General features: G+C 58.3%; 29 protein-coding genes. 11 read left to right on the top strand and 18 right to left on the bottom strand.

Features of this window, described 5'->3' with window-relative positions:
- Positions 1-8: 8 nt before the first annotated feature.
- From ABFT80_RS22160 to ABFT80_RS22130, 7 genes are all read right to left on the bottom strand, one after another.
- On the bottom strand, positions 9-1316 hold the full coding sequence (locus ABFT80_RS22160; RefSeq protein ID WP_347974134.1) for a hemolysin family protein: 1308 nt from the start codon (positions 1314-1316) through the stop codon (positions 9-11).
- A gap of 89 nt (positions 1317-1405) precedes the next feature.
- Positions 1406-2233: an extensin-like domain-containing protein gene (locus ABFT80_RS22155; RefSeq protein WP_347974133.1), complete on the bottom strand. Its 828-nt coding sequence runs from the start codon at positions 2231-2233 to the stop codon at positions 1406-1408.
- 224 nt (positions 2234-2457) lie between these two features.
- Entirely contained in the window at positions 2458-2796 is a 339-nt protein-coding gene (locus ABFT80_RS22150; RefSeq protein ID WP_347974132.1) for a tudor domain-containing protein, read from the bottom strand.
- 309 nt (positions 2797-3105) lie between these two features.
- Positions 3106-3399 (bottom strand): hypothetical protein, encoded by a 294-nt coding sequence (locus ABFT80_RS22145; protein WP_347974131.1) that lies wholly within the window; start codon positions 3397-3399, stop codon positions 3106-3108.
- A 53-nt stretch (positions 3400-3452) separates the two neighbouring features.
- Positions 3453-4076, bottom strand: a complete 624-nt coding sequence (locus ABFT80_RS22140; RefSeq protein ID WP_347974130.1) for a hypothetical protein — start codon at positions 4074-4076, stop codon at positions 3453-3455.
- Positions 4077-4401: 325 nt separating this feature from the next.
- Positions 4402-5352 carry an extensin-like domain-containing protein gene (locus ABFT80_RS22135; protein WP_347974129.1) on the bottom strand — a complete coding sequence of 317 codons (951 nt, stop codon included), beginning with the start codon at positions 5350-5352 and terminating at the stop codon, positions 4402-4404.
- A gap of 115 nt (positions 5353-5467) precedes the next feature.
- Positions 5468-5893 carry a DUF3775 domain-containing protein gene (locus tag ABFT80_RS22130; protein ID WP_347974128.1) on the bottom strand — a complete coding sequence of 142 codons (426 nt, stop codon included), beginning with the start codon at positions 5891-5893 and terminating at the stop codon, positions 5468-5470.
- A gap of 125 nt (positions 5894-6018) precedes the next feature.
- Between ABFT80_RS22130 and ABFT80_RS22125 the strand changes: the two genes are divergently transcribed.
- Positions 6019-6369: a DMT family protein gene (locus ABFT80_RS22125; RefSeq protein WP_347974271.1), complete on the top strand. Its 351-nt coding sequence runs from the start codon at positions 6019-6021 to the stop codon at positions 6367-6369.
- Here ABFT80_RS22125 and ABFT80_RS22120 read toward each other — a convergent pair.
- The gene (locus ABFT80_RS22120) at positions 6359-7252 is read right to left on the bottom strand and encodes a DMT family transporter (protein WP_347974127.1); all 894 of its coding nucleotides are present in this window, start codon (positions 7250-7252) and stop codon (positions 6359-6361) included. The two genes, ABFT80_RS22125 and ABFT80_RS22120, sit on opposite strands and share 11 nt — an antisense overlap.
- A gap of 154 nt (positions 7253-7406) precedes the next feature.
- Between ABFT80_RS22120 and ABFT80_RS22115 the strand changes: the two genes are divergently transcribed.
- On the top strand, positions 7407-7931 hold the full coding sequence (locus ABFT80_RS22115) for a tetratricopeptide repeat protein (protein WP_347974126.1): 525 nt from the start codon (positions 7407-7409) through the stop codon (positions 7929-7931).
- Between the two features lie 112 nt (positions 7932-8043).
- Here ABFT80_RS22115 and ABFT80_RS22110 read toward each other — a convergent pair whose 3' ends face one another.
- The 3 genes from ABFT80_RS22110 to ABFT80_RS22100 all read right to left on the bottom strand — a co-directional run bounded on the left by ABFT80_RS22110 (position 8044) and on the right by ABFT80_RS22100 (position 10141).
- Positions 8044-8403: an IS1 family transposase gene (locus ABFT80_RS22110; RefSeq protein WP_347973226.1), complete on the bottom strand. Its 360-nt coding sequence runs from the start codon at positions 8401-8403 to the stop codon at positions 8044-8046.
- Positions 8400-8750: an IS1/IS1595 family N-terminal zinc-binding domain-containing protein gene (locus ABFT80_RS22105; RefSeq protein WP_347971029.1), complete on the bottom strand. Its 351-nt coding sequence runs from the start codon at positions 8748-8750 to the stop codon at positions 8400-8402. The genes ABFT80_RS22110 and ABFT80_RS22105 overlap by 4 nt, the downstream gene beginning before the upstream one ends.
- 245 nt (positions 8751-8995) lie before the next feature.
- Positions 8996-10141, bottom strand: coding sequence for a PQQ-dependent sugar dehydrogenase (locus ABFT80_RS22100; protein ID WP_347974125.1), 1146 nt, complete (start codon positions 10139-10141; stop codon positions 8996-8998).
- A 309-nt stretch (positions 10142-10450) separates the two neighbouring features.
- Here ABFT80_RS22100 and greA point away from each other — a divergent pair, with 309 nt between their 5' ends.
- The 3 genes from greA (at position 10451) to ABFT80_RS22085 (ending at position 12761) form a co-directional block, all read left to right on the top strand.
- The gene (gene greA / locus ABFT80_RS22095) at positions 10451-10924 is read left to right on the top strand and encodes a transcription elongation factor GreA (RefSeq protein WP_347974124.1); all 474 of its coding nucleotides are present in this window, start codon (positions 10451-10453) and stop codon (positions 10922-10924) included.
- Positions 10925-10989: 65 nt separating this feature from the next.
- Positions 10990-12033: a glycosyltransferase family 4 protein gene (locus tag ABFT80_RS22090; RefSeq protein ID WP_347974270.1), complete on the top strand. Its 1044-nt coding sequence runs from the start codon at positions 10990-10992 to the stop codon at positions 12031-12033.
- The gene (locus tag ABFT80_RS22085) at positions 12030-12761 is read left to right on the top strand and encodes a glycosyltransferase family 25 protein (RefSeq protein WP_347974123.1); all 732 of its coding nucleotides are present in this window, start codon (positions 12030-12032) and stop codon (positions 12759-12761) included. Before ABFT80_RS22090 ends, ABFT80_RS22085 begins: the two co-directional genes overlap by 4 nt.
- A 49-nt stretch (positions 12762-12810) precedes the next feature.
- Here ABFT80_RS22085 and ABFT80_RS22080 read toward each other — a convergent pair whose 3' ends face one another.
- The 3 genes from ABFT80_RS22080 to ABFT80_RS22070 form a co-directional block, all read right to left on the bottom strand.
- Complete coding sequence (locus ABFT80_RS22080; RefSeq protein ID WP_347974122.1) at positions 12811-13515, bottom strand: glycosyltransferase; 705 nt, start codon at positions 13513-13515, stop codon at positions 12811-12813.
- 208 nt (positions 13516-13723) lie between these two features.
- Positions 13724-14359 carry a hypothetical protein gene (locus tag ABFT80_RS22075; protein ID WP_347974121.1) on the bottom strand — a complete coding sequence of 212 codons (636 nt, stop codon included), beginning with the start codon at positions 14357-14359 and terminating at the stop codon, positions 13724-13726.
- 9 nt (positions 14360-14368) lie between these two features.
- A complete protein-coding gene (locus ABFT80_RS22070; RefSeq protein WP_347974120.1) occupies positions 14369-14851 on the bottom strand; it encodes an Lrp/AsnC family transcriptional regulator in 483 nt (160 codons plus the stop codon).
- 238 nt (positions 14852-15089) lie between these two features.
- Here ABFT80_RS22070 and trxB point away from each other — a divergent pair, with 238 nt between their 5' ends.
- Both trxB and ABFT80_RS22060 read left to right on the top strand, forming a co-directional pair.
- Entirely contained in the window at positions 15090-16064 is a 975-nt protein-coding gene (trxB, locus tag ABFT80_RS22065) for a thioredoxin-disulfide reductase (protein ID WP_347974119.1), read from the top strand.
- Positions 16065-16114: 50 nt separating this feature from the next.
- Positions 16115-17011, top strand: coding sequence for a LysR family transcriptional regulator (locus ABFT80_RS22060; protein ID WP_347974118.1), 897 nt, complete (start codon positions 16115-16117; stop codon positions 17009-17011).
- A gap of 512 nt (positions 17012-17523) precedes the next feature.
- Here ABFT80_RS22060 and msrP read toward each other — a convergent pair.
- Both msrP and ABFT80_RS22050 read right to left on the bottom strand, forming a co-directional pair.
- A complete protein-coding gene (gene msrP, locus ABFT80_RS22055) occupies positions 17524-18498 on the bottom strand; it encodes a protein-methionine-sulfoxide reductase catalytic subunit MsrP (protein WP_347974117.1) in 975 nt (324 codons plus the stop codon).
- A gap of 119 nt (positions 18499-18617) precedes the next feature.
- Complete coding sequence (locus ABFT80_RS22050) at positions 18618-20669, bottom strand: elongation factor G (RefSeq protein ID WP_347974116.1); 2052 nt, start codon at positions 20667-20669, stop codon at positions 18618-18620.
- A gap of 197 nt (positions 20670-20866) precedes the next feature.
- Between ABFT80_RS22050 and ABFT80_RS22045 the strand changes: the two genes are divergently transcribed.
- Positions 20867-21262, top strand: coding sequence for a (R)-mandelonitrile lyase (locus ABFT80_RS22045; protein WP_347974115.1), 396 nt, complete (start codon positions 20867-20869; stop codon positions 21260-21262).
- A 10-nt stretch (positions 21263-21272) separates the two neighbouring features.
- Positions 21273-21620 carry a cupin domain-containing protein gene (locus tag ABFT80_RS22040; protein ID WP_347974114.1) on the top strand — a complete coding sequence of 116 codons (348 nt, stop codon included), beginning with the start codon at positions 21273-21275 and terminating at the stop codon, positions 21618-21620.
- Between the two features lie 58 nt (positions 21621-21678).
- On the opposite strand, the gene ABFT80_RS22035 is transcribed toward ABFT80_RS22040, so the two are convergent.
- Entirely contained in the window at positions 21679-22881 is a 1203-nt protein-coding gene (locus tag ABFT80_RS22035) for a pyridoxal phosphate-dependent aminotransferase (RefSeq protein ID WP_347974113.1), read from the bottom strand.
- Positions 22882-23074: 193 nt separating this feature from the next.
- Here ABFT80_RS22035 and ABFT80_RS22030 point away from each other — a divergent pair, with 193 nt between their 5' ends.
- Complete coding sequence (locus ABFT80_RS22030; RefSeq protein WP_347974112.1) at positions 23075-23965, top strand: EAL domain-containing protein; 891 nt, start codon at positions 23075-23077, stop codon at positions 23963-23965.
- On the top strand, positions 23965-24819 hold the full coding sequence (locus ABFT80_RS22025; protein WP_347974111.1) for an EAL domain-containing protein: 855 nt from the start codon (positions 23965-23967) through the stop codon (positions 24817-24819). Before ABFT80_RS22030 ends, ABFT80_RS22025 begins: the two co-directional genes overlap by 1 nt.
- Here the strand turns inward: ABFT80_RS22025 and alaE are convergent.
- Positions 24816-25280 carry an L-alanine exporter AlaE gene (gene alaE / locus ABFT80_RS22020; RefSeq protein ID WP_347974110.1) on the bottom strand — a complete coding sequence of 155 codons (465 nt, stop codon included), beginning with the start codon at positions 25278-25280 and terminating at the stop codon, positions 24816-24818. The two genes, ABFT80_RS22025 and alaE, sit on opposite strands and share 4 nt — an antisense overlap.
- Between the last annotated feature and the right edge of the window lie 119 nt (positions 25281-25399).

The following is a 25399-nucleotide window of genomic DNA, read 5'->3' as shown; positions in this document are numbered from 1 at the left end:
CCGAGCGTTTACGAGACGATCTCGCGGCGGGCGCCTGACAGGCGCGAGGCGATGACCTTGTCAATGCGGCGGCCGTCCAGATCGACGACCTCGAAACGCCAGCCCTGCGCATCGACGATTTCGCCGGTTGCGGGCAGGTGATGCAGCAGCGAGAGAATGTAGCCAGCAACCGTTTCGTAGTCGCGGCTTTCGGGCAGGTTCAGGCCGAGTAGGTCTGCCATTTCGTCAGCCTGCATATAGCCTGCGAGCAGCCAAGAGCCGTCTTCGCGCTGCACGGACATCGGGTCGTCTTGGTCGGCATCCGCTTTGAATACGCCGGTGATCGCTTCCAGAATGTCGGCAGGCGTGACGATGCCCTCGAAATGTCCGTACTCGTCATGGACAAGCGCCATCGGCACATCGGAGCCTTTCAGCGTGGTCAGAACATCCAGCGCGTCCGCCTGATCGTGAACGATCGGGGCGGGGCGCACATGGGCGCGTGTGTCGAACTTCTTGCCGGCCAATGCTGCTGCGAGTACTTCGCGGGTCTGGATAACGCCGATCATGGCGTCGACGCTGCCCTCGCTTGCCGGAAGGCGCGAATGGGTGGTTTCCATAAGCATTTTTCGCACGACCGATTCATCGGCCTGCAGATTGATCCAGTCGATCTCCGTGCGCGGGGTCATCACACCGCGAACGGCGCGGTCGCCAAGGCGCATGACGCCTGCGATCATCTTGCGCTCGTCGGATTCGATAGTGCCGTGATGCTCGGCTTCGGCGACCAGCATCTTGATTTCTTCGTCGGTGACTTTTTCGTCGCTTTCACCGCGCTGGCCGAGCAGCCAGAGCACGGTGCGGCCGGAAATGTCGAGCAGCCAGACGAGCGGCGCGCCGATGACGGCGATGAGGCTCATGGCCGGTGCGACCTTCGAGGCGACAGCTTCAGGGTTGCGCAGCGCGATCTGCTTGGGCACCAACTCGCCGATGATGAGCGAGCCGTATGTGATTATGGCGACGACGATGCCGACACCGAGCGCATCCGCAATGCCGTTGCGCACGCCCATTTCGGACAGCCACTGCGTCAGGCGAAGGCCGAGCGTTGCGCCGGAGAATGCGCCAGAGAGGACACCGACAAGCGTGATGCCGATCTGAACGGAGGACAGGAATTTTCCGGGGTTTTCACCAAGCTTGAGCGCGCTTGCCGCCCCCTTCACGCCCCGGTCGACCATGCCCTTGAGGCGCGCGGGCCGCGACGAGACGACCGCAAGTTCCGACATTGCAAGCAGGCCGTTGACCAGTATCAGGGCGACGACGATGGCGATTTCTACATAGAGCATGATCGCCGTTCATAGCATTGCGACGATATGATCGGGAATAGGGCATCGCCACAATTATTAACAAGCCGAGAATGCCGTTAATAAAGTGGCTACCGGCAGGCGCGGTAGCCGTTTCGGCGCTGCTTTATGTCGAAGTGGAAGTGATCTGCGTGATCGGCATTGTAGCCGGGGCCGAGAACCGTGGTGAAGTAGGAACAGCCGTCGGCGCGCACCGTATTCAGGAAGCCGCGCTGGCGGAAGGAAAACCAGCCGGGCTTGCGCACGTCGATGGACTTGCCGTTGTTCAGCTCGATCTTCATGACGTCGAGGGCGTTGCCCTTGGAGTGTTCCGAAGCGACCGCCGTGCCGCGAATGCGGCGGCAGGAATAGCTCGATCCCTGATGGATCGTCTTGACGCCGGAAACATAACGCCAGCGCGCAGAGGATTGCAGCTCGTTGCGGGTCCAGCTTGCGAAGGACGCGGCCATGGAGCAGCTCAGCGTCGCGGCAGGCTTCATTTCGATATTGCCGATGGCGCTGACCTTGACCGGGAAATCGATGCCGCAGCTTCCGCCATCATTGATGCGTTCCATGTCCTGGTACTGGACGCGCAGCTTTTTGAGTTCCTTGCGGCAGTCAATTTCGTCGGCGGGCATCACATTGGATGGCGCAGCCGGATTGTCCATTCGCGGATAGGAAACCATGTAGGGGTTCGACGGAACCAGCGTCTGCATGCCGGTCGCGCGTGGTTCAGGTGCCGGGGTGGAAACCTCCGCACGCGGCATGACCGCAGCAGTCTGCATGCCGACATCGACCTCCGGCGTCAGTGTGAGAACGCCGCTCGTCGTGCAGGCGGCAGCCAGTGCCGCCAGCCCGATCGCTGCTGCTCCGCCAAGGATTGCACGGGCAGAAGTCTGCCGGCGAATGTCCTTTGCCATAAATGGCTCCTGTCCCAGATGAGGGCAGGGTAGGTGCCAAGGGTAAAGAAAAGGTCAGTGCAATTGTTAAGGCGATCCCGATTTCGAAGGCGGATCTGCCGGGAGACTGCGCATTGCCTGAGAGGCCGTCTTTTCGAACAACTGAAATAACCATCCGAAAAAACAAACCCGCCGAAAATTCGACGGGTTTGTCAGTGAGTTTGTCAGTGGGATGGGCCGGCTTTTTAGTTCGTCCGGCAACGACCGGTTTTGGTCGTTTCCTTGTCGCCATCATCGTAGTTGATGCCGATCTTCTCGCCCGCCAGCGAAGCGATCGTGCCCGGATACCACTCGCCAGCGTTCTTGTAGTTGCACTGGACCTTCATGCCGATCATCCAGTCATAGGGGCGAACCTTGTCTATGCTGACAGTTTCCCGATCGCCGTCGTCGTAGCGGATCGTGATCTTGTCGCCCTGAATCTTTTCGGCAATGCCCGGAAACCAGTAGCCTGCGCCTTTGTAATTTCCGAGTACCCAATCACCTGCAGTTTGAGCACTGGCCACCCCACCACTGAAGGCCATCATTCCGGCTGCAATCAAAAAAGAGCTATACTTAATCAAAATCTCGTCTCCCGTTTAACCCTGCCCCCAAGCGGACCGAGCAATACTTTCATTAGGGAAACAACAGTGAACGCCAGATGAACGGTTGAGTGCAAGAATTTTTATTTTGCAGTTGTTTTATTTTATTTAACGAATGGAATTGCGTGGAAATTCAAAATAAACGAACTTAAATAATAAACATAAGTATAGACTTTATTTTATGATTTAAAATTATGAATAAATGAAATTATATGAAATATAATTATTTTTATATATAGATGATTGGCGAAGTTATCAAATCGCGACCGGTTGTAACGCTGAAATTGACCTATGTCGGAACGTTTGGATCTGGTTGATCGCCGGTATTACTTCCGTAATGCCTATCTTTAGGCAGGCGTCATGAAAGGCCTGCGAAGCCGCGGCAAGCTTGGCAGCCTGCCAGAAGCGATAGGCCTGGACGAGTTCAGGAGATACCCAGCAGTCGCCCCTGTTGCTGTCTTTGGCCCAACCGAGAAGCCCTGCCTCCCGCGCCTGCCGGAAAAGGCGGGCTATATGGGTTCTGGAAATGCCATAGCGTTTGGCGAACATGCTGGGTGACACTTTTCCAATCCAGATCGGGGATGTCATGTCCGCAGGCGGTATCATGATACCGGAGATGAGGTCGTGCAGGATGCTGCTTCCTGAATCGGAGCGGACGAAGTTGCCAATATTGGCAGGCGGCTGATGCCATTTGGGGTCGGCGAGTAGAAGCCATGCGAAACGCGGTTGGGCGTGATGCAACAATTCGGGATTTCGCAGGACAAAATATAGCGGTTTCCATCGTCGATACCATCGAGGGACTTCAAGTGAATGTCGAAATAGTGACGGATAAGTCCTTCCGACTTTTCCGTCGCCTGCATCGCCTGTTGTCTTTTATCCGAACTCTGGAGGGGAGTGATGATCTGGTAGCGTTTCATTTCCAGCAGGAGCGCATAGATCGTATTCCTGCTCGCAATGCCGGTTGTCGCCAGATTTCGAACGAGATTGCTGTGAGAAATCGGCGGAAATGCCGGGTCGAGCTTATGTTCATAATGCATGGCGATCACAACTTGGGTGATAAGCCATCGTTGCAGATCCGCGACAAAGCGAACCTCGCGAGGCAGAGCCAAATGGGTCTCCAGAAGCCATTTGGCAGACAAGGAAAGACCTTCCGGAAACCGGTCCATCGTTGCGAGGGCATCGGCGCGGTAGAATGGCGGAGGTCCGGCGGGCGTCTTCAGGGGCACGAGCATGTTCCAAGGGTCCGGATCGTTGCGGCTGAGTGCTTAGTTCCTCTTACATATCAGCATGACGTAATGAAACCTTCGTGCGGTAACATTATTGGTACGCAATCTATGGGCGAGTGTCCGGGATGCCTTTTCCGGCGGTCGAGGGATAAACGCCTTTCCTTCTCCCCTTGCGGGAGAAGGTGGCTGAGCGAAGCGAAGTCGGATGAGGGGTGTTGGACAGATCGCAGACGCTGGAGTTTCTTCCAGCACCCCTCATCCGTCTTGGCGCTTCGCGCCAATCCACCTTCTCCCATAAGGGGAGAAGGGGCGGCGCAGTTGAGTTTTACTGGCAGAAGGTTCCGCCATTGCGGCGCTGCGCCAGATCGAAATGGAAATGCAGCGAGTGATCGGCATCGCTGCCGGGGCCGAGTACGGTCTTGAACGGGCCGCAGGCGGCCTTTCTGAGCTTCATCAGGAATTTTTGCGCCTTGTCGTCGGGTGCCGGTTCGACGTCGATCTCGGTGCCTTTGGTCAGCGTGAAGCGTGCAATGTCGAGCGCGTTGCCGAAAGCATGTTCGGAGAGCTTGGTCGTGCCGTTTCGCGGACGGCAGACATAGCCCGATGCCTGCGAGATGGATTTCAGCTCTTCGCCGTAATCCGCCTTGGCGGCGGGAGAGATGACATCCTGCGCAAACCGGGCGGAAGCTTCCGCCATAGCGCAATTCACGACCGCTTCCGGCTCCAGTGAAATGGTTTTGCCAAGCGATTTGATGGCAACGGGATGCGGCACAGAGCAACCGGCGGGGTCGGACAGGCGCGGGCGCTCTTCGAATTCGACGCCGAGTTCGGTCAGGCGCTTGCGGCAGGCCATATCGTCTGCGGACAAAGGTTTCGGGCCTTCGTCTTCCGGCTTCGTTTCGGCCTTTTTGTCGTCTTCGGGCGATTTTTCCGGCAGAGGCGGTTTTTGGGGAAGCGCGGGCTCCACGATCAAGGGTGGCTTTTTCAACTCCGGTTCGGCCTGCTTGTCCGCAGGTTTTTCTTCCGGGACGGGCGCTTTTAACGGCGGTGTTTCAGCCTGCGTATCCTCGGTTGCCGGTTTTGCCTGCATGTCGGCGGGTTTTTCCGCTGGAACGGGAGCTTCTTCTGGCGGCGTTTTCGACTGCGTGTCTTCGCCGGCTGGAAGGTCGGGTGCGGGATTTTCGGTCGGGACTGGCGCGGATTGGGGAAGGGGATTTGTTTGCGCGAAAGATGCCAGCGATGAAGCCGCAAGCAGCAATGGAACCCAAATCGTCAAAGAGCGTGCAGCGCGGATCATTGCAGCATAAACGGCTGTGACAGCCTACGGTTGCCAGGAGCAGATCACAAAGCGTTACCGGCTTGTTTCAAAGGGCTCGCCGGACGCCTGAGATTTAAGCGCCGATCGCTTCCAGTCCGCTTTCCAGCCAATCGCTGAGCATGGGCATGCCGAGCAGGTATTTCGCGGTGCGCTTGTTGCCGCGATTGCGTGCCTCGGCCAGGGCTTCATTCCATTCGGATGCGTCGTAATCGCCGCGTCCGATCCAGGCCAGCGCGACGAGTTCGGCTGCCTCATCGACGTTCAGATCGCCGATGAGCTGGCGCAATTCCTCGGTGGTCAGGTCCTCTTCTTCCTCTTCGGCCAGACCGTCATGATGGTGATTGTCGCCGCGGTCGCCGTCATATTCGATTTCATGCTCATTGCCATCGACGTAATCGTCATTGACGGCGGCACTGATGCTTTTCGCCTTGAGGATGAAAAGGCGCACGGTGTCGGGGCCAATGGTCAGGTCCCATTCGGGTTCGCGGCGTTGCTGCACGATCATCCTCCGTCCGTTCGGGGTGATGATACAAGATTTGGCCGCGAGGTCACCCTATATGATCGCGATTGACAAGCGCCACCGTTCGGCAGCAATGGCGCATCCACTCCAGCAACGGTCCGGTCATGGCAGCGCTTTTGTCCCCCAAAATCCTCCCGATACTGATGCTCGTCGCCTCGAACGTGTTCATGACGTTCGCCTGGTACGGGCATTTGAAGTTCAGAACGTCGCCGCTTTATGCCGCCGTGCTGTTCAGTTGGTTTATCGCGTTCTTTGAATACTGGCTGGCGGTTCCGGCAAACCGCATCGGTATTCAGGCCTATTCGGCAGCCGAGCTCAAGACGATACAGGAAGTCATTACGCTTCTGGTCTTCGCCGTGTTCTCGGTGCTCTATCTGAAAGAAAGCTTCACCTGGAACCACGCGATCGGCTTCGCGATGATTGCGGGCGGGGCGGCCTTCATCTTCAAGGGTTGAGTGAACGCCGCCGCGCCAGAAGCGGCGGAAGCAACTCCACCAGCAATATGGCGGCAAAGATGAACGCGCAGCCGAGAAAGCCGGTTGGCGGCAGTCTTTCGCCGAGGAAAAGTGCGGCGAACAGGGCGGCGAAGAGCGCTTCCGACGACAGGAAAATCGCTGCCTGCGGGGCGGTCGTGTAGCGCTGCCCGATGACTTGCAGTGTGAAGGCGACGCCACCGGAGAAGATGCCGGCATAGAGAATCTGGAAGCCGGCATTGACGATGGCGTCCAAGGAAATCGGCTCGAAAACCAGCGCGAGTGCGAGGCCAAGGGCGGAGCAGACGGCAAATTGCGTTACCGCAAGCGTCAGCGGACGACCTGTATTGCTGGCGCTGCGGCTGATGAAGATAAGCTGCATGGCGCAGAAGGCTGCTGCGATGATCGTCAGCCAATCGCCTCTGTTCAAACTGTCGATCTCGCCGCCGGACAGAAACCAGATGCCTACGAAAGCGGTGATCGCGGCGGGCCAGACAACGATATGCGGCCAGTTTCTAAAGAGAAGCACGGCGAGCAGCGGCACCATCACCACATAAAGCCCGGTCAGAAAGCCGGAATTCGTGACGCTGGTATAGAGAAGGCCGATCTGCTGGAAGGCGATTGCGCCAAACAGCATCAGGCCGATCCACAAAAATGCCAGCCAGTTGGACCGGGTAAGCGGTTTTTCAGCGCGTTTGCTTTCGCGCAGGGCAAAAGGCAGCACGACAATCGTCGCGGCCAGAAAGCGCAGCCCGGTGAAGAAAAGCGGGCCGATGGACTGCATGGCGGTCGATTGCGCGACAAAGCCCATGCCCCAGATGGCGCCTGCCATGAGCAGCAAGAGATTGGCCTGTGAACGCGTCATTGTCCGCTCTTCATGTCGAAAGCGGCCTGATAGCACCGTTGCGCCGGATTTACAGGGCCAGCGAGACGCATTCGACAGGGCAGGAACAGAAAAATGATTTGCGCAGAAGTGTTTGCGAGACCAGACTTGCACGGGGCTTCTGGAGGAGAACGATATGCGCATTCAGCTTTTGGCCGCAGGCTTCGCGCTGCTGCTGCCGCTCTCGGCAATGGCCGCCGGTGAAGACGATGCCGGTAGCGGCGATACCGCGACACAGTGCAAGAACGGCGAGATATGGGACAAAGAGGCCAAGAAATGCGTGCCGCCGCAGCGCGGCATGATCGACGACGAAAGCATTTATGAGGGCGGGCGCGATCTGGCGGCCATCGGCAGTTATGAAGAGGCGATCGCCGTTCTCAAGCTGGCGAAGAACCAGGATGATCCGCGCATTTTGAATTATCTCGGCTATGCGAACCGCAAGGCGGGCCGCATCGAGGAAGGGCTGACCTATTATCGCCGTGCGCTGGAAGCGAACCCCGATTACACGCTGGCGCGCGAATATCTCGGCGAAGCGCATCTGCTGCTCGGCGACGTCGCTTCGGCACGCGAGCAATTGTCGGAAATCGGCAAGCGCTGTGGTGAAGGCTGCAAGGAGTTCGCGGTGCTGGCGTCGCAGATCGAGGCTTATACGAAGGGCTAGAGATTGAGGTGAGAGCGGCCTGCAAATGGCGGTTTTCCAGAGCCGCTTCATGACGGCATCACAAGGCACCCCCCTCTGCCCTGCCGGGCATCTCCCCCTCAAGGGGCAGTGTTTACATTGGACTCGTAATTAGATGCCTGTTGAAGAACAGAGCGAGGGTTATGTCGAGCATCTGATGGGTTTTTGAAAAGCGCTTTGATCGACGGTTGAAGCGGGCGAGGTTGTCGCGGATCGATGAGTTGGATGCCTCGATCAGATGTGTCTGCGCCTTGGTCTGGGTATGAGGCTCGCCGATCCCCATGCGCTCGAAGGCCAGATGATAGCTGGAGTTGGCATCGGTATAGATCGCCTCGATCGTGCCCACGGCCTGTTTGACGAGCCGGTAGATGGTCATGGCGCTCGTCACGCCCTTGTCGCCGATATGATAGGCAACGACCCGGTTCTGACGGCGGCTGAAGGCGGTCCAGATCACCGCCCGCTGCTGTTTTTTTGAACGAAAGTATAGATCTCGTCCATCTCGATAATGTCGGCCTCAGCCACACAGGCTGGGCCAGACTTGGCCAGCCGCGCCTGAACGGCCTCATGCTCCTTGCGTATCCAGCGCAACACGCCGGCCGGCGAGGCGCCGACAAAGCGCGCGATTTTGCGGATGCCGACATTGTTGAGATACATGTCCACAGCCTGCGCTTTGGTTTGCGGGCTGAACCGGCGAGGCCTATCCGTACAGTAGCGTCCGCACGACCGGCAGCAATAGCGTTGCGCCCCGTCCTTGCGACCGGTCTTGCGCAAATCCTGGCTCTGGCAATTTGGACAGTCCATCCTTCTTCTCCCACCAAATCACATGACAGGCAGCAGAAGAATTCAAAAACAGTCAGATGTAAACAATGCCCCCTCAAGGGGGGAGATTACTCTGTCATGAAAGCGCGGCACCAATTACTGGCGTTGCAATATGAAGTTGGAGAGCGGTGTCGGCGAATCTCCCCCCTTGAGGGGGAGATGCCCGGCAGGGCAGAGGGGGGTGCCTCGCGATTCCACCAAAAGAGGAACCGCCCCCTAAGGTTACATTAGTCCGCGCGGGAGAGGCGGACGATTGCGCCGTTGCTTTCATCGGTCAGCAGCCAGATCGCACCGTCGGGTGCGAGATTGACGTCGCGGATGCGGCCGAATTCTCCTTCGAACATGCGCTCTTCGCCGGTGATCTTGCCCGCATCGTCGCGTTCCAGGCGCGAGAGCAGCGAGAATTTGAGTGCGCCGACGAACAAATCGCCTTTCCATTCGGGGAACATTTCACCCTGATAGCTAATGAGGCCGGATGGGGCGATCGAGGGATCCCAATAGAAGGCGGGTTGCTCCAGCCCTTCTTTTTCCGTGCCTTCGCCAATTGCCGTACCGTTATAGTTCACGCCATAGGAGATGATCGGCCAGCCGTAATTCTTGCCGACCTCGACGACATTGATCTCGTCGCCGCCCTTCGCGCCGTGTTCGGCTGTTACGAGCGTGCCGGTGACCGGATCGAGCACCGCACCTTGCGGGTTGCGGTGGCCCTTGGTCCAGATTTCGGGGAGGTGGGCGGAGCCATCCGGCGAGGGGTTGTCGGCGGGGATGGTGCCATCCTGATTGATGCGCAGAACTGCGCCGGCATGATCGTTCATGTCCTGCGCGCGCTTGCCGTCGCCGCGATCACCCGTCGTGATGAACAGGGTGCCATCCGTGTTGAAGACGAGGCGGGAGCCGAAATGCTGGCCGGCGCCGGTTTTCTTCGACATGGAGAAAATGGTGTTCACGTCCTCCAAGCGTGCAGATGCGCCATCGCGTACCAGTTTAGCGCTGGCGACTGCGGTTCCGGCGCCGCCATCGCCCGCCTCGGAGAAGCTGAAGAAGATGAGGCTGGAGCTTTCAAAATCGGGCGCGATCACAATGTCAAGCAGGCCGCCCTGACCGGTGGCGGCAACATCGGGAACGCCTTCGACCGGATCGGAAAGCGCATCGCCTGAGAGAATGCGGATGCGGCCGGGGCGCTCGGTGACGATCACGTCGCCATCGGGCAGGAAGTCCATGCCCCAGGGATGCTCCAACCCGTCAGCCAGAATCTGGGCCTGAACGTTTACCGTATCCGTCTCAAAGGTTTTGGGCTGTGCATGGACCGCGACCGGCGTGAGAATCGCCAAAGAGAGAGAAAGAAGGGTTGTTCTGGCCGTTTTGAAGGTCATCCGAGCTCCTGAAAGGTTTTTGGTTCACAATCCGACATAGGCCATCACCCCTTCGCAGCAAGAAATAGCGTGATGACATTTCCTCACAAGCCTGTGAACGGGCGGTGGATCACGCTGGGTAATGTCTGCGGCTGATGGAATCCATATGCTTTTTTGATGTGAAAAAGCCGAGATCGTTGCTATATTAGACGCAACTGAGGTCTGACGGTTCCGACAGCCAAGCTGGCGGGCCGTTTTCTTTTTGTGTCTCGCAGGGGTGTTCCGGCAATCCGGAAGGCAGCGAGGGGTTGGAATGAAAGGTCCGATATAATGAACAAGGTTCCGATGACCGCAGGCGGGTTTGAAGCTCTCAAGGAAGAGCTGCGCTGGCGCCAGCAGCAAGAGCGTCCGCGCATCATCGAAGCCATCTCGGAAGCACGCTCGCATGGCGACCTTTCCGAGAATGCGGAATATCATGCTGCGAAGGAATCGCAGAGCCTGAATGAAGGCCGCGTCAACGAGCTCGAGGACTATATCGCTCGCGCCGAAGTGATCGATGTGGCCAAGCTCTCCGGCGAAAAGGTGAAGTTCGGCGCGACCGTGAAACTGGTCGATGAAGACACCGAGGAAACAAAGACCTACCAGATCGTTGGCGACCAGGAAGCAGACGTGAAGGCCGGGCGCATTTCCATCTCATCGCCGATCGCGCGCGCGCTGATCGGCAAGGAAGTGGGCGACGCAATCGAAGTCAACGCGCCGGGCGGCGCGCGCGGCTACGAGATCGTCCAGGTCCAGTTCATCTGAGAAGCAAAGTGGCGGACACCGTTGAAAATACGCGGTCGTCCGCCATCGACAGGCGCGGCGTCGATATGAGCCGCGTCGAAGTCGTTGCACCCAATCTCAAGAAGCGGCTTTCGGGGGTGACGAGCACGATCATGCAGCTCGTACCCGTTCAGGCGCGTACGCTTGGCATTGCGACGCTTGGGCCGGGGCTGCCCGACAGCCTGCCGCGCATGAAATGGTGGCAGGTCTTTTCGCTATTGAAGCGACCGGATTCGGGCCGCAAACGCATCTGGCATGCGCGACGCAATACCGAAATGGTCGCGGGGCTGATCCTGCGGCATGTGTTTCGGGCGCCGATGCATCTGATTTTCACCTCCGCTGCGCAGAGGCACCACAGGCCGTTCACGAAATGGCTGATCCGGCGCATGGAAGCGGTGATTGCGACCAGTACGAAATCGGGCAGCTTTCTCGAAGTGCCGCATAAGGTGGTGATGCATGGGGTCGATCTCGATCTGTTTCACCCGCCGCGTGACGCCGATGACGCTTTTGCTGCGGCAAAGCTGCCGGGGCGCTATGCAATTGGCTGCTTCGGGCGCGTGCGGCATCAGAAGGGCACGGATCTCCTCGTCGATGCGATGATTGCGCTGTTGCCAGATCATCCCGAATGGACATGCGTGATTACCGGGCGCGTGACGGCGGAGCACGAAGGTTTTGCGCGCGACCTGAAAGCGCGGATTGCGGCTGCGGGTCTTTCCGAGCGCATTCTTTTTCTGGGCGAAGTGCCCGACATCAAGGTCTGGTATCGGCGTATCTCGCTCTACGTCGCGCCGTCGCGCAATGAGGGTTTCGGCCTGACGCCGCTTGAGGCGATGGCTTCGCAGACGGCGGTTGTTGCGAGTGATGCGGGGGCCTATGCCGAAATGATCGAGCCGGGGCGCACCGGCGCGGTGGTTCCGGCAGGCGATGGCGCCGCTCTGCGCGAGGCGATTCGGCCCTATCTGGCCGATCCGGCACTGGCGGAAACTCAAGGCTTGAACGCGCTGGCGCATGTGCGCGAGCATTTCCCGCTGCAGAAAGAGGCCGATAGCGTTCGCCGCGTCTATGATGCGGTATGGGCTGGCAAGCCATGAAGGCCGAGGCATTCATCATTCATCTTGGCCGGGCGGAAAAGCGCAGGCCTCAGGTCGAGGCGTTGCAGGCTTCGCTGCCGCTGCCGGTGAACATCATCGATGCGGTGGATGGGCTGAAACTGAACGACGTTGAAATTGCCGCCGTCTACAGGAAGAATCTGCACCGTCCGCGCTATCCGTTCGAACTTGGCAAGGCTGAGGTCGGTTGCTTCTTATCGCATCGCAGGGCGTGGCGAGAGATATTGGATCACGGTCTGGATGCCGGATTGATCGTCGAAGACGATGTCGCGCCGGATGAGGTCTTGTTTCCAAATGCGCTGGTCGTGGCGCTGAAAAACATCCGGCCCGGCGATTACATCCGCTTCCCCTATCGCAGCCATACGGACAAGGGTGAGCAGGTCGCGGGTGAGGGCGGGGTTTCGCTAGTCCAGCCGTCGCTCGTCGGGCTGGGCATGCAGATGCAGCTTGTGGGGCGGGATGCAGCGGCGGCTTTGCTGAAAGCGACGGAGATTTTCGACCGTCCCGTCGATACGACGATCCAGATGCGCTGGCTGATCAAAGCGCGCATTCTGGCAGTCGCGCCTGTGTGCATTCGCCAGATCGGGCATCTGCTGGGCGGCACGGTCGTTCAGAAGAAATCGAAGCCGCTGGGCGAAGTGATTTCGCGCGAGATCAAGCGGTCGATTTACCGGCTGTCATTGCGCATGATGTCGAAAAAGCACTCTTAAAACGAAAAATGCGCGGCTGTTGACCGCGCATTTCCGTGTTTTTGAACAATCAGAACGGCTTGAAAGTTGGGTCGATTTTCAGCGCCTCGGCGCGCCATTTGTCGCCATAGTCGACGTCCTGCCAATCCTTGAACCAGGGACCGCCGCGCGTGTAGTGCACGGCCTTTGGCAGGCCACCATTTGCGGGCTTTTCGTTCCAGCCTTCCAGCCAGTTCCACTCGATCGGCAGATCGCCGATTTCGTCGTCTGCCGCCCACTGCATGCGGTGCAGATAGGCGCCGCTCTGGCTGTTGACGACTTCGGGGGTGAGCTTTTGCGTGGAAGGGTGGTCGCAATTGAAGAACATGAAGGACGACCAGTTCTTGCGCGGATAGCTGGTCTGCACCTTGCCATCCATCTTCACGCCATCCTTGGGCTGGTAATCATGCTTGGCGCACAGAACTGCCTTGGAAGCGTCCTGATAATTGCGAAGCTCGGCCAGATCGCCGAAAAACAGGAAATCGCAATCGCAGAAAAGCGCCCAGCCCTTGAAGCCGGCGAGCTTCGGCGTGAAAAAACGCGAATAGGTGAATTCTGTCGAGGCCAGCGGATCGATGTCACGCGAATAAAGGCCCTGTTCGACCAGATCGTCCAGCTTGATCGGCTGGATGTCGAGCGGGATCGAGGAGTTTGCCAAAGCGGTTGCCTTGGCGACCTCATAGGCGATGGGCTCGCGGGAGTCCCATCCGATAAAGATTCTCAGTGCTTCACTCATCAATCATTCCTTTTGTCGATGTGGGGCTACTTGGGGTCAGAACCTGTCAATCTGCTCGAATGGTGCGGTCCATTTGCTCGGCTACTTTGTCGCGAAGACTTGAAAATGCAGACATTTCCTGCGCCTCCGCTTCGTGTATCCAAACAAATGGCCTCCCACCATTCGACCATATTAACCGGCCCTGACCCCTTAGACTGGCGTCCACAAGTTAAACGCCCTCATCGATGAGGACTATTCGGCCCTGTTCGACCTTTTCGCCGATCCAGCGCCGCTCGTCGGCCCAGGCATGACGTTGCCATCCCTGCCATGTAAAGCCGCACACTTCTAAACGCCACTCTTGGGCAGAATGATGCTCGAGAGCATGCCATATGCCGAAAAATCCTGTGCTGGGGAATACCTCATGCATCTTGTCCGCCGGTACGCCGAGTATGCGGCAGCCTTCCATATAGAATTGCGGCGGCATGATACGGATTTCCTTGCCCGCACCACCGAACTTCTCGATTGCAGGCAGCGTCCAGTCGGTGCGTCTGCCTTTCAGGCGCGACAGGATGTTAGGACGGCGGAAATAGCGCGCGATGATCTCCGGGTGATAGGCGAACATCAGTTCTTTCGCGGCCTGAAAGATCGGCGAGGTGATGAGCTTGGGGTCTTCCAGGCGCCGCTGCATGGGCTTTCCGGAATTGGCCATGATGAGCCGGTCGGTTCTCACGCCACTCATCCCGATGGAGGCTTTCGGCTCGTTGAACCGTATGACGAAATCGGCGCTGTCGACTTCGCTTGAGAAGTCGCGTGACAGCGGGCCGTTTCCGACGACCACCAAGCGCTTTTTCTGCGATTGCGGCATCGACAAACCTTACGTCTTTTCGTTCATCGCCACGGCACCCTCGTCTTTCACCTGACGGATGGTGAGGGCGGTGCGAACCGTATCGACATTGGTCGTCGAGGTAAGTTCCTCGATGACGAAGGTCTGGAAAGTGGTCAGGTCGCTGGTGACGCAATGAAGCATGAAATCGGATTCGCCCGATACCATCCATGCCTGGCGCACGATGGGCCAGCCGCGGGTGCGGTCTGCGAAGGCTTTCAGTTCTGCGTCCGATTGATGGTTCAGGCCGACCAGACAAAAGGCAACGACATCCATGCCGAGGGCTGGAGCGTTGAGTAAGGCACGGTAGCTGCGGATGATGCCGGAATCTTCCAGCCGCTTGACGCGTCGCAGGCAGGGCGGCGCTGAAATGCCGACGCGCCGGGACAGCTCCACATTGGTCATCCGGCCATCGTCTTGCAATTCGCGAAGGATTTTCCAATCTATCGAGTCGAGGTCGGCTTTAAGCGGCATTGAAAACTTTCAGTGGAGTTCGGCGCAAGAATCTGTCGCGCTTGTGAAATTAAACTAGTTTGGCCTCGTTGAAAGCCCCGAAGAGGGCTTGAATCGCCTCAAGCTATGCGAATCTGGTGGATATGCCCTGAAAGCATGCGGCCAGGCGCCGCGCAGCCTTGCACGAGGTGCATGGCAGCACCTAAATTAGCCTTGTTCTCTTCCTATTTCGCGTCCGACATTTTCTTGAAGGCCAGTCATGACAGCCAAGCACGCGCCAGTTCTTATCATCGGCTCCGGTCCAGCGGGCTACACGGCGGCAATCTATGCCGCGCGCGCCATGCTGAATCCGGTGCTTATCTCCGGCATGCAGCAGGGCGGTCAGTTGATGATCACCACCGATGTCGAAAACTATCCGGGCTTCGGCGATCCCATTCAGGGGCCTTGGCTGATGGAGCAGATGCTCAAGCAGGCGGAGCATGTCGGCACGGAAATCATCACCGATCTGATTACCGAAGTGAATATCGATGTGCGGCCGTTTCGCCTGAAGAGCGATTCCGGCACCGAATATACCTGCGACGCGCTCATCATCGCGACGGGCGCGCAGGCGAAGTGGCTCGGCATTCCGAGTGAACAGACCTATATGGGCTTCGGTGTTTCGGCATGCGCGACCTGCGACGGCTTCTTCTATCGCGGCAAGGATGTCGCAGTGATCGGCGGCGGCAATTCGGCAGTCGAGGAAGCGCTTTATCTTTCCAATCTGGCAAAGAGCGTCACTGTCATTCATCGCCGCAATGAATTCCGCTCGGAGCGCATTCTTCGTGAGCGCCTGATGGCCAAGGAAAATATCCGGGTGATCTGGGACACGGTCGTCGATGAAATCACCGGCACGCCGGGCAAGGCGCCGATGCCGCCATCGGCCAGCGGGCTGAAGCTCAGAAACGTCGTCACCGGTGCGGTCACGGATTTCCCGGTCGATGGTATTTTCGTGGCAATCGGTCATGCGCCTTCGGTCGAATTGTTTGCTGGCAAGCTGAAGCAGAAGCCGAACGGCTATCTGTGGACGGCGCCGGATTCGACGCGCACGGATGTTCCGGGCGTGTTTGCAGCGGGCGATGTCACCGACGACATTTACCGTCAGGCGGTAACGGCCGCGGGGCTTGGCTGCATGGCCGCACTTGAAGCCGAAAAATATCTGGCCGGTCTGGAAGTGCACCGGGAAGCGGCGGAATAAGCCGTCTGCGCCCGGAAATCCGGGCGCGACATGAGGGGAAGTAAGGCCGAATGGCACTCGACTGGGACAAGTTACGTGTTTTTCACGCGGCAGCGGAGGCCGGGTCTTTCACGCACGCCGCAGAAACGCTGCGCCTTTCCCAATCGGCGATTTCGCGTCAGGTAAGCGCGCTGGAACATGATGTCGGCGTGCCGCTGTTTCATCGCCATGCGCGCGGCCTCGTACTGACCGAGCAGGGCGAAATGCTTTTCCGCACGGCGCATGACGTGCTGATGAAGCTGGAGACCATCAAGTCGCGGCTGAAAGAGACGAAGGATCGTCCTTCTGGCGTTTTGAGGGTAACGACGACAGTTGGCCTTGGTGCCGGATGGCTGACCGAGCGTGTGCCGGAATTTGTCGAGCTTTATCCCGAAATCCAGTTGCAGCTCATTCTGGCGAACGAAGAACTCGACCTGACAATGCGCCAGGCAGATTGCGCGATCAGATTGCGCCAGCCGCAACAGCCGGACCTCATCCAACGCCGCCTGTTCACGGTGCATTTCCATCTCTATGCGTCGCCATCCTATGTCACCAAGCATGGCAAACCGGCATCCATCGGTGATCTGAAAAACCACAGGATCGTGACGTTCGGCCTGCCGGTTCCGGCGCATCTCAGTGAATTGAACTGGCTGGAAACGGTCGGCGATTTCGATGGCGGGCAACGCGTCGCGACACTGCAGATCAACGATATCCTGTCGATCAAGCGCGCGGTGCAGGCAGGTGCGGGCATAGCCATGCTGCCAGATTACGTGGTGAGCAAGGATTCCGGGCTGGTTCAGCTTCTGCCGGAAACCGAAGTGCCTTCCTTCGACACGTATTTCGCTTATCCGGATGCGATGAAGAACCAGGCGAAGCTGCATGTCTTTCGCGACTTCATCATCGCCAAGGCGCGCAACTGGGCCTATTGAGCATTGTCATAGGTCCACAGTCCCTGCCTTTTTGCATGGCAGATGTGCAAGCTTCATGCTTGTTTCTTAAGCAGAAAGGGCCGATATAAACATCATCTCCCGGACGCGTTCTCCTCCCATTAGCGTTCGGTGAGTGTTCCCCTCTGGAGGTTAGCCTTTTTGGCAAACTCCATCAAACTCAGCCGGGTCTATCAGATCCGGCTTTTTTGTTGCCAAAATTTCGAAATCCAGCTCGTAACGGTCTCATGTAACCTGCTGTAACGTGCGGTTCCGGTTCGATTCACTATGGCTTGATGCAGGACGCGGCGTTGTTCGTTCGGGAGATGGGGGCATCACTCGGTCGTGACAGGCTTAGGCAGCCGTCGCGTCCGGCAAGATTTCTACATGTTCGGGTGCCTTATTTTTAGGCGTGATGAATATGTGTGCAGGCTATGCGGCGGACCTGCCTGCCTCCCGAGGCAGACCGCGAAAACGGCACTCGATGAATTCGTCGGGTGCCGTTTTTTTTGAGGTCACATATAAAGGTTGGCCGGATCCATGCCTTTGTAGATGTCGGCCACCTGCTCGCCATAGCCGTTGAAAAGCAGCGTCGGCACCATCTCTCCGGTGTGGAGCACGCGTTCGCGCGCCTGGCTCCAGCGCGGATGCGGGACTTCGGGGTTCACATTGGCCCAGAAGCCGTATTCGCTGGACTGAAGCGCTTCCCATAGCCCGACGGGCTGCTCTTCGACGAATTCGATCTTGCGGATCGACTTGATTGATTTGAAGCCGTACTTCCAAGGAAGCGCCAGCCGGATCGGCGCGCCGAACTGCTTCAGCAACGGTTTTTCGTAAGCGCCGGTGACGAGGAAAGCGAGGTCGTTCGAAGCCTCGGCCATCGTGACACCTTCCACATAAGGGAAGGGGTAGACGAAGCTGTTCTGGCCCGGCGCCATGGATGGGTCCATGAAGGTTTCGAAACGCACGAATTTCGCGCCCGATTGCGGCTTGGCCAGCGCGACCAGAGATTTCAGCGGGAAGCCGCTCCACGGAATGGTCATCGACCATGCCTCGACGCAACGGTGGCGGTAGAGGCGGGTTTCGAGCGGGATTTTGCGTACGAGATCGTCGAATGCAATGGTCATAGGCGCATCCACCAGACCGCCGATTTCGATTTCCCAGGGCCGTGTCTTCAATTGTTGAGCGTCCGCCGCGATCGTCTTTTGCGAGCCATACTCATAGAAATTGTTGTAGTTCGCGTTGATCTCTTCCGGCGTGATGCTGCGGTCGAGCTTATAGGCCTCGTTCTTTTTCGGCGGATAGAGGTCTGCTGTCGGGTCTTTTTCGTCCTGCGCGAGCGCCTTTGTGGCGAATGTCGCGGCCATGCCTGCCGAGACTGCGCCGAGACCCATTGCCTGCAACAGGCTGCGGCGGCTCAGAAATGCGGATTCGGGCGTTGCGAGCGATTCTGCGATTGCCCATGACGGGCGGCGGTGAATGTAGGCCATGTATCGATCCAATGCTTGAAAGCAGCGTGCCCTAATTTGCGTCCTCGTTACAAGTTGCGCAATTCAAGGTCTTTCACATTTTGCATATCGTCAGGAACGCTCGCGACGCCCGGTTAGTTTCAGGCTGCTTTGCTTCGCATTGCCGATGCCTCTTCAGCCAGCCTCCCTGTCAGTTCCGCCAGATGATCGAATGAGGAAATGTAGCTGCCGACACCGGCAGTCACCGAGCGCAATTCGATGATGAGATCGCCAATTTCCGACTGCGGGATCGTCGCCTGAACGATGTCCCAACCAGTCCAGCCGGGGCGGGCATCGAAGCCGAGTATCTGACCGCGCCGCTGCGGCACGATGGCCGTGACCTTCGCCGTCGCGTCGGTCGGCGTGAATATATCGACTTTCAGGATCGGCTCGAGCAGGACGGGTGCGCAGGCAGCCATGCCTTCCTTCATCGCGATTTTAGCGGCCATCTGAAACGCCATGTCCGAGGAATCCACCGAATGGTAGGAGCCGTCTGACAGGTTGACCGCAAGATCGACGACCGGAAAGCCGAGCGGCCCGGTTTTCAGATAGTCGCGAACGCCGCTCTCGACCGACTGGATATATTGCTTCGGCACCGCCCCGCCGGTGATCGTGTCGGTAAACTGAAAGCCCGATCCCCGCGGCAGCGGTTTGATTTCCAAAACGACATCGCCGAACTGGCCGTGGCCGCCGGACTGCTTCTTATGGCGTCCGCGCTGCTGGGCGCTTTTCTGGATCGTTTCGCTGTAAGGCACGGTCGCGGGGTGTCCCTCGACCGGAATCTGATTGCGGCCTTCGAGGCGTTCGACGGTCACACGCAGATGCATTTCACCATGGCCGGAAATGACCGTTTCGCCCGAACCCTGACTGTAGGAAAGGCCGAGCGAGGGGTCTTCCTCGGCAAGCCTTTGTACGGCGGCGGACAGCTTCACCTCATCCTTGCGCTCTTTCGGGCGCAGCGCGAAAGAATAGACGGGGTGCGGTTGTTCAAGCGAGGCGAGGGCGGCCAGGCCATTCTTCGAAGTGGTCAGCGTCTGGCCTGTCCTGGCACCTTCCAGCTTGCCGAGTGCTACTGTTTCACCCACTGCCGCGGAGGCGAGTTTCGCTTGGTCCTTGCCCAGCAGACGGTAGATTCCTGAGACTTTGGAAGACGAGCCATCGCTTGAAAAAAGCTCGGTCGCATCCGGGATTTTGCCGGAAAGAATGCGCGAAACCGACAGTTTGCCGCCATGCGCGGTGTGGATCGTCTTCATGATCTGCACGATGGCATTGGCGCTATCGGCAATTCCCAGCCGCTGGCGCGTGGCCTCAACGTCCGGCGCGTCATGGCGGATGGCCTTGAGCAGGCGAAGCACGCCATTGCCCTTTTCGGCAGCGCCGATCAGCACAGGCGTTACCGCGCCGTCGCGCAAATCGGCTGCGAGGTCGTCGAAAACGGCATCGCGCGGCGGCTCGATCTCCTCAAGCAATTGCTCCATCAGGCGGTCGTCGTGGTCGGCGAGCGTCTCCAGCATGGAAAAACGCGCTTCCAGTTCGCGCGCGCGGTCGTCGTCGGGAATGCTTGCCACTTCGCTTTCGGCGTATTCGCGATAGATATAGGCGCGCTCCAGCGCCAGATCGATGGAGCCGATGATGACGCCATCGTTGCGGAGTGCGATCTGGCGAAGCAGAAGCGGGGTGCTGCTGGCCGGCTGAAGCAGCTTGAGTACGTCGCGCACTGCCGATTGTGCCTTGTCGACCTTGTTCAGAAAAAGGATGCGGGGCAGGCCGATATCATCCAGCCTGCGCAGGATGAGCTGCAAAGCAGGGATTTTCTTCTCGTCGGCCTCGGCAACGACGATTGCCGCATCGCATGCGGCCAGAACCGGATCGGCCTCATAGGCGAATTCGACGGAACCGGGACAATCGACGAAGGTGATGCTTTCGCCCATGAAATCGGTCGTCGCGAAGACGGCCTCGACGCTCATTGCGTGGGCGCGCGCCTCGGCAGAATGATCGGACACGGTGTTGCCCGAGGCGACGGCGTTTTGTCTGGGAATTGCGCCCGTTCGGGCAAGGATCGCTTCAAAAAGAGTGGTTTTTCCGCTGGCAAAGGGACCGACGATGGCAATGCATTTCGGTCCCGTACGTCTTCCTCCGGCACGGCTTTCCATGGTGCTGACCTCCGCTTAAAGGCGTTTTCCCTTGTGCGGCGGCCGGCCTGACGACCGTCGCGGTGGCGGAACATGTTTCTGCCCCTGCCGGAAAACATCGTCACACGGCTTTGCCGTCAGAGCAAGAGCATCGGCGTCAAACCGGTGTGCCGGGCGCCCGCCTTGGGCTATAGATGAGGTTTGCGAAAGGAACGATTATGAAGATCATCGCCTGCGGCAGTGTGCCGACAAAAATTGCGCCATCCGACTATTTCACCGGGCGGGTTTTGCAAACGCCGATCATCGAGGCGGAAGACCCGGCGCGCCTGCGCGCGCTTCTGGTCAGCTTCGAGCCCGGCGCGCGGACAGCGTGGCATACGCATCCGCTGGGGCAGACGCTTCATGTGGTTTCGGGAGCAGGTCGCGTCCAGACTTGGGGCGGACCCATTCAGGAAATCAAGACCGGTGACACGATATGGTTCGCGCCCGGCGAAAAGCATTGGCACGGAGCTGGGCCGGATACTGCGATGGCGCATATCGCCATGCAGGAAGCGCAGGATGGAAAGACGGCGGACTGGCTAGAGAAAGTTTCCGACGAGCAATTCACCGGTTGAGGAGGTACGCATGAGCGGAAGAATACTGAACAGGGAAGACTGGGCAGAAAAGCCGGATGTCTGGCAAGGCGAGTTCGAAGGCGGCCAGTATGGCGCCGATGTGTCTGTCATGTTCTTCACGACGGACAAGATCGGCGGCGGGCCGAAGCTTCACAAGCACCCTTACGCGCAGGTATTCATTGTACGTCAGGGCCGCGGGCTGTTCACGATAGGCGATCAGCAGGTCGAGGGTGTTCCGGGGCAAATTCTGTTTTGCCCGCCGAATACGCCTCACAAATTCTCAAATCTCGGGCCGGGGCGGCTGGAAACGACCGATCTGCATGTGACCGGTGCGTTTTCCACCGAATGGCTGGAGTAGCGCCGCTTTTAAAAGCGGAAAGCCGGCCGCAAGCAGTGTTGCGACCGGCTGTTTCGGATCAGACCAGAGACGCCGTAAAGCGCTGGATGCGGTTGCAGGCTTCTTCGAGGAGCGTTTCCGAAGTGGCGTAGGAAATGCGGAAGTTCGGGCCGAGGCCAAAGGCCGAACCCTGAACGACAGCAACGCCTTCCGCTTCCAGAAGCTCGGAGGTGAAGACTGCGTCATCGGTGATGACCGTACCGGTTTGCGTCTTCTTGCCGATCAACCCTTCGCAGGATGGATAGACATAGAAGGCGCCTTCCGGCGACGGGCAGGTGATGCCGCGCGCCTGGTTGAGCATCGAGACGACGAGGTCGCGCCTGTTCTGGAAGATCGCCTTGTTCTTGGCGATGAAATCCTGCGGTCCGTTCAACGCTTCGACCGAGGCCCACTGCGCGATGGTGCAGGCGCCGGAGGTCTGCTGGCCCTGGATCATGTCCATCGCCTTGATGAGCTGGACCGGACCAGCGGCATAACCGATGCGCCAGCCGGTCATGGCATAGGCTTTCGACACGCCGTTCATGGTCAGCGTACGGTCGTAGAGTTTCGGCTCGACCTCGGCGATCGTCTTGAAGACGAAATCGCCATAGGTCAGGTGTTCGTACATGTCATCGGTCAGCGTCCAGACATGCGGGTGCTTGAGCAGAACATCGGCGATCGCGCGCAGTTCCGCTTCGGTGTAGGCAGCACCGGACGGGTTCGACGGCGAGTTCATCAGAAGCCACTTGGTCTTCGGCGTGATCGCCTTTTCCAGCTCTGCTGCCGTCAGCTTGAAGCCGTTGTCGATGGAGGTTTCGGCAAAGACCGACGTGCCGCCGCAGATTGCCACCATCTCCGGATAGCTGACCCAGTATGGACGGGGGATGATGACCTCGTCGCCGGGGTTCAGCGTCGCCATGAAGGCGTTGAACAGAATCTGCTTGCCGCCGGTGCCGACGATGGTCTGCTCCGGCTTGTAATCAAGATTGTTCTCGCGCTTGAATTTAGCAGCGATTGCCTCGCGCAGCGGTACAATGCCAGAAACCGGCGGATATTTGGTCTCGCCGCGGCGGATCGCGTCGATTGCCGCATTCTTGATATTGTCCGGCGTGTCGAAATCCGGCTCGCCCGCACCAAGACCGATGACATCACGGCCTTTCGCTTTCAACTCGCGCGCTTTCTGGGTGACGGCGATCGTCGCAGAAGGCTTCACGCGGGAAAGGGCGTCGGCAAGAAAGGCCATGGCAGGTAAACTCCTTGGAGGGTTGCGGCCGCGGTCTGCGACCGCGTTTCTAATGTCCCATCGGAGGCAAAATCGCAAGAGTTTCCGGGGCGCGGGCCTTGCGTGGACCAACAATTCCCGTTAACGCCGGATAAATCGTTGCCGTCTAAGGTCGCGGTCCATAAGCAGCCCTGATTGCGGAGCATCAAGGATCGTGTCGCGTAGTATCGGGCTAACAAAAATCGTCCGACAGGATGACGGGTCCGTCATCGGTTTTTGGGCGCATTACGAGCTTCGAAGCGCTTTCCAGCCGATATTCTCCTTCACCAAAGGCAAGCTCGAAATGGTCGCCTTCGAGGGCCTGCTGCGCCCGTTCCGGGGCGGCGAGGAAATTTCGCCTGCTGTATTTTTTCCCGGTATTCCCGAAGACGAACGGCTGAACGTCGAGACCCTGTCGCGGACTCTGCATCTGATGAATGCGGCGACCTTTCTGCCCGATGATCTTGCCGTCTATGTTAATTTCGATCCGTCGCTGTTCAAGGATCTGGATATTTGCGACGCAGCGCTCGACGATATGCTCGTCGTGCTGAAGGAAACCGGAATTGGCGTCGAGCGCGTCGTGTGCGAGGTGACGGAGCAGAAATCGGCTTCGCCCGAGGCTCTGAGCGGCTTCGTCAAATCGCTCAAGGAACACGGATTTCGCGTTGCCGTGGACGATTACGGCGCAGAAGAATCCGACCTGCAGCGCATCAGGTCGCTCAGCCCCGATGTGGTGAAATTCGATTCCCACTGGATTACCCGCCTGATGGAATCCGGGCCGGGATTTTCGCTGCTGACCACGATGGTCGAGCGTTTCGAAGCGCAGGGCATCCGCACCGTTTTCGAAGGCATAGAAGAGAATTGGCAGCTCGAACTCGCTGAAAAATCCGGCGCGTCGATGGTGCAGGGCTTCGTTCTGGCGCGCCCGGCGCTGGTGCCGCATCAGTTTCGGGCAGTGCCCAAAGGCCTTCAGAAGAAAAAGCCGGTTGCTCCTGCGACCGACGACAACGATCCATCCAAACCAGGCGGCAAGAAGACCAAGCGGTTCGGCCGAAAAGCGGTCTGATGCCGGAGGGTGCAGATCGGAACGGTGCTGCGGAATGCGCGATCTCGATCGACGAGATCGGCGTTCAGACCGCCAGAATCCGTAATTTTCAACTGAGAAGCTTTTATCAGCCGATCTTTCAATGCCACCGGCATTCGCTTGAAATCTGCGCCGTCGAGCATGCAGCAAAGGCGTTTCGGGCTGGTGAGCCATGTGGCGAGCAAGAGTTTCCGGCATCTCTGAACGATGACGAGCGCCAAATGGCCAAGAATGTCGAAGCGACGCTGGAAACGGCGAACTTCTCCAATCTGGGGCTGGAAGGGTTGAGCTTGTTGATGCGCTGCAACGCCGAGGATGGCGGGGTGGAACGCAGATTGGCTGATTTTCGCGGCTTGAACTGGATGCTGGGCGAGCTGGGACTCGAGCCGCCCCGTTTCGGCTGTGCGATGCTCGACATTGGCAATGCTGATACAAGCCGTGTGGAATCTCTGGCCGAGACGCTTCGGGCAGATGGCATTCTGATAGCACTCGACAATTTCGGCGAAGAGCCGCGCGTGATGGAAGTTCTGCCGCGCATTGCGCCGGACATTGTGCGCATAAGCACGCGGTTTTTTGCAGATATCTGCCGCAATAAAGCGACGATTTCGCTGTTTCACGCGCTTGTCGGAACGATGCGCAACGATGGGATCACGGTGCTGGTCAAAGGCATTGAAAACGCCGGCCAATTGCGGATCGCACTGGATGCCGGTGCCGATCAGGTCCAGGGCCGGTTTCTGGCCGATTTCGCGCCTGTTGGATCGGATATGGACGAGGGCGTTCTGGACATCGATGAAATGCTCGGCGGGCGAAAGAAGCTGGTTCCTTTTCGATATTAGGTATTCAGCGACATCGGTTTTTCTCCTCCGGGTGGGAGGCCAAACATGCTTCTTACGTAATTGAGAAACGCTCCATATGGACGCCCCAAAACAAGCATCATCACCGCTGCACCAAGGATGCCGCGCAGCAAGCCGCCTCCGGTGGCACCGCTAACGGCAATTATGGTCGCGTAAATGGGAACCTGAAAGCTCACGAGAGCCAGACTATCCCAAAGCAACTGAGAGAACCGGTTTTTGCGAGCATGCCGCATCATCCAATCGCGCCAGACCCCGTAAGGCCGGCCAACTGGAACCATGAGTACGGCGCCTAGAAGTCGAGCGTGAAAGACCTGCTCCCAAGTCATTCCAGCGATGAAGCGTTCATTGATAATGCCGGTAGCCGTGAAAAATACGATGAGCGCCAAAGTGTCGGCTACAAAGGATCGCCTGCGATAGTTTCGCTCTTCGATGGAATGGGACAATCTAAACTCTTCTCCTGTGATGCCGCAGGCCGCGCTGAACGCAACGGTACACCAACCACAACCGCAATGTGGAATAACCGAAATGCATCGTCACAATGTAATGGTTTCAATTACATAGA

The sequence above is a fragment of the Foliimonas ilicis genome (assembly GCF_039939195.1).
GTDB lineage: Bacteria > Pseudomonadota > Alphaproteobacteria > Rhizobiales > Rhizobiaceae > Foliimonas > Foliimonas ilicis.
The sequence above is the reverse complement of the archived record's forward strand: the minus strand, read 5'-3'. Positions and strand labels throughout refer to the sequence as shown.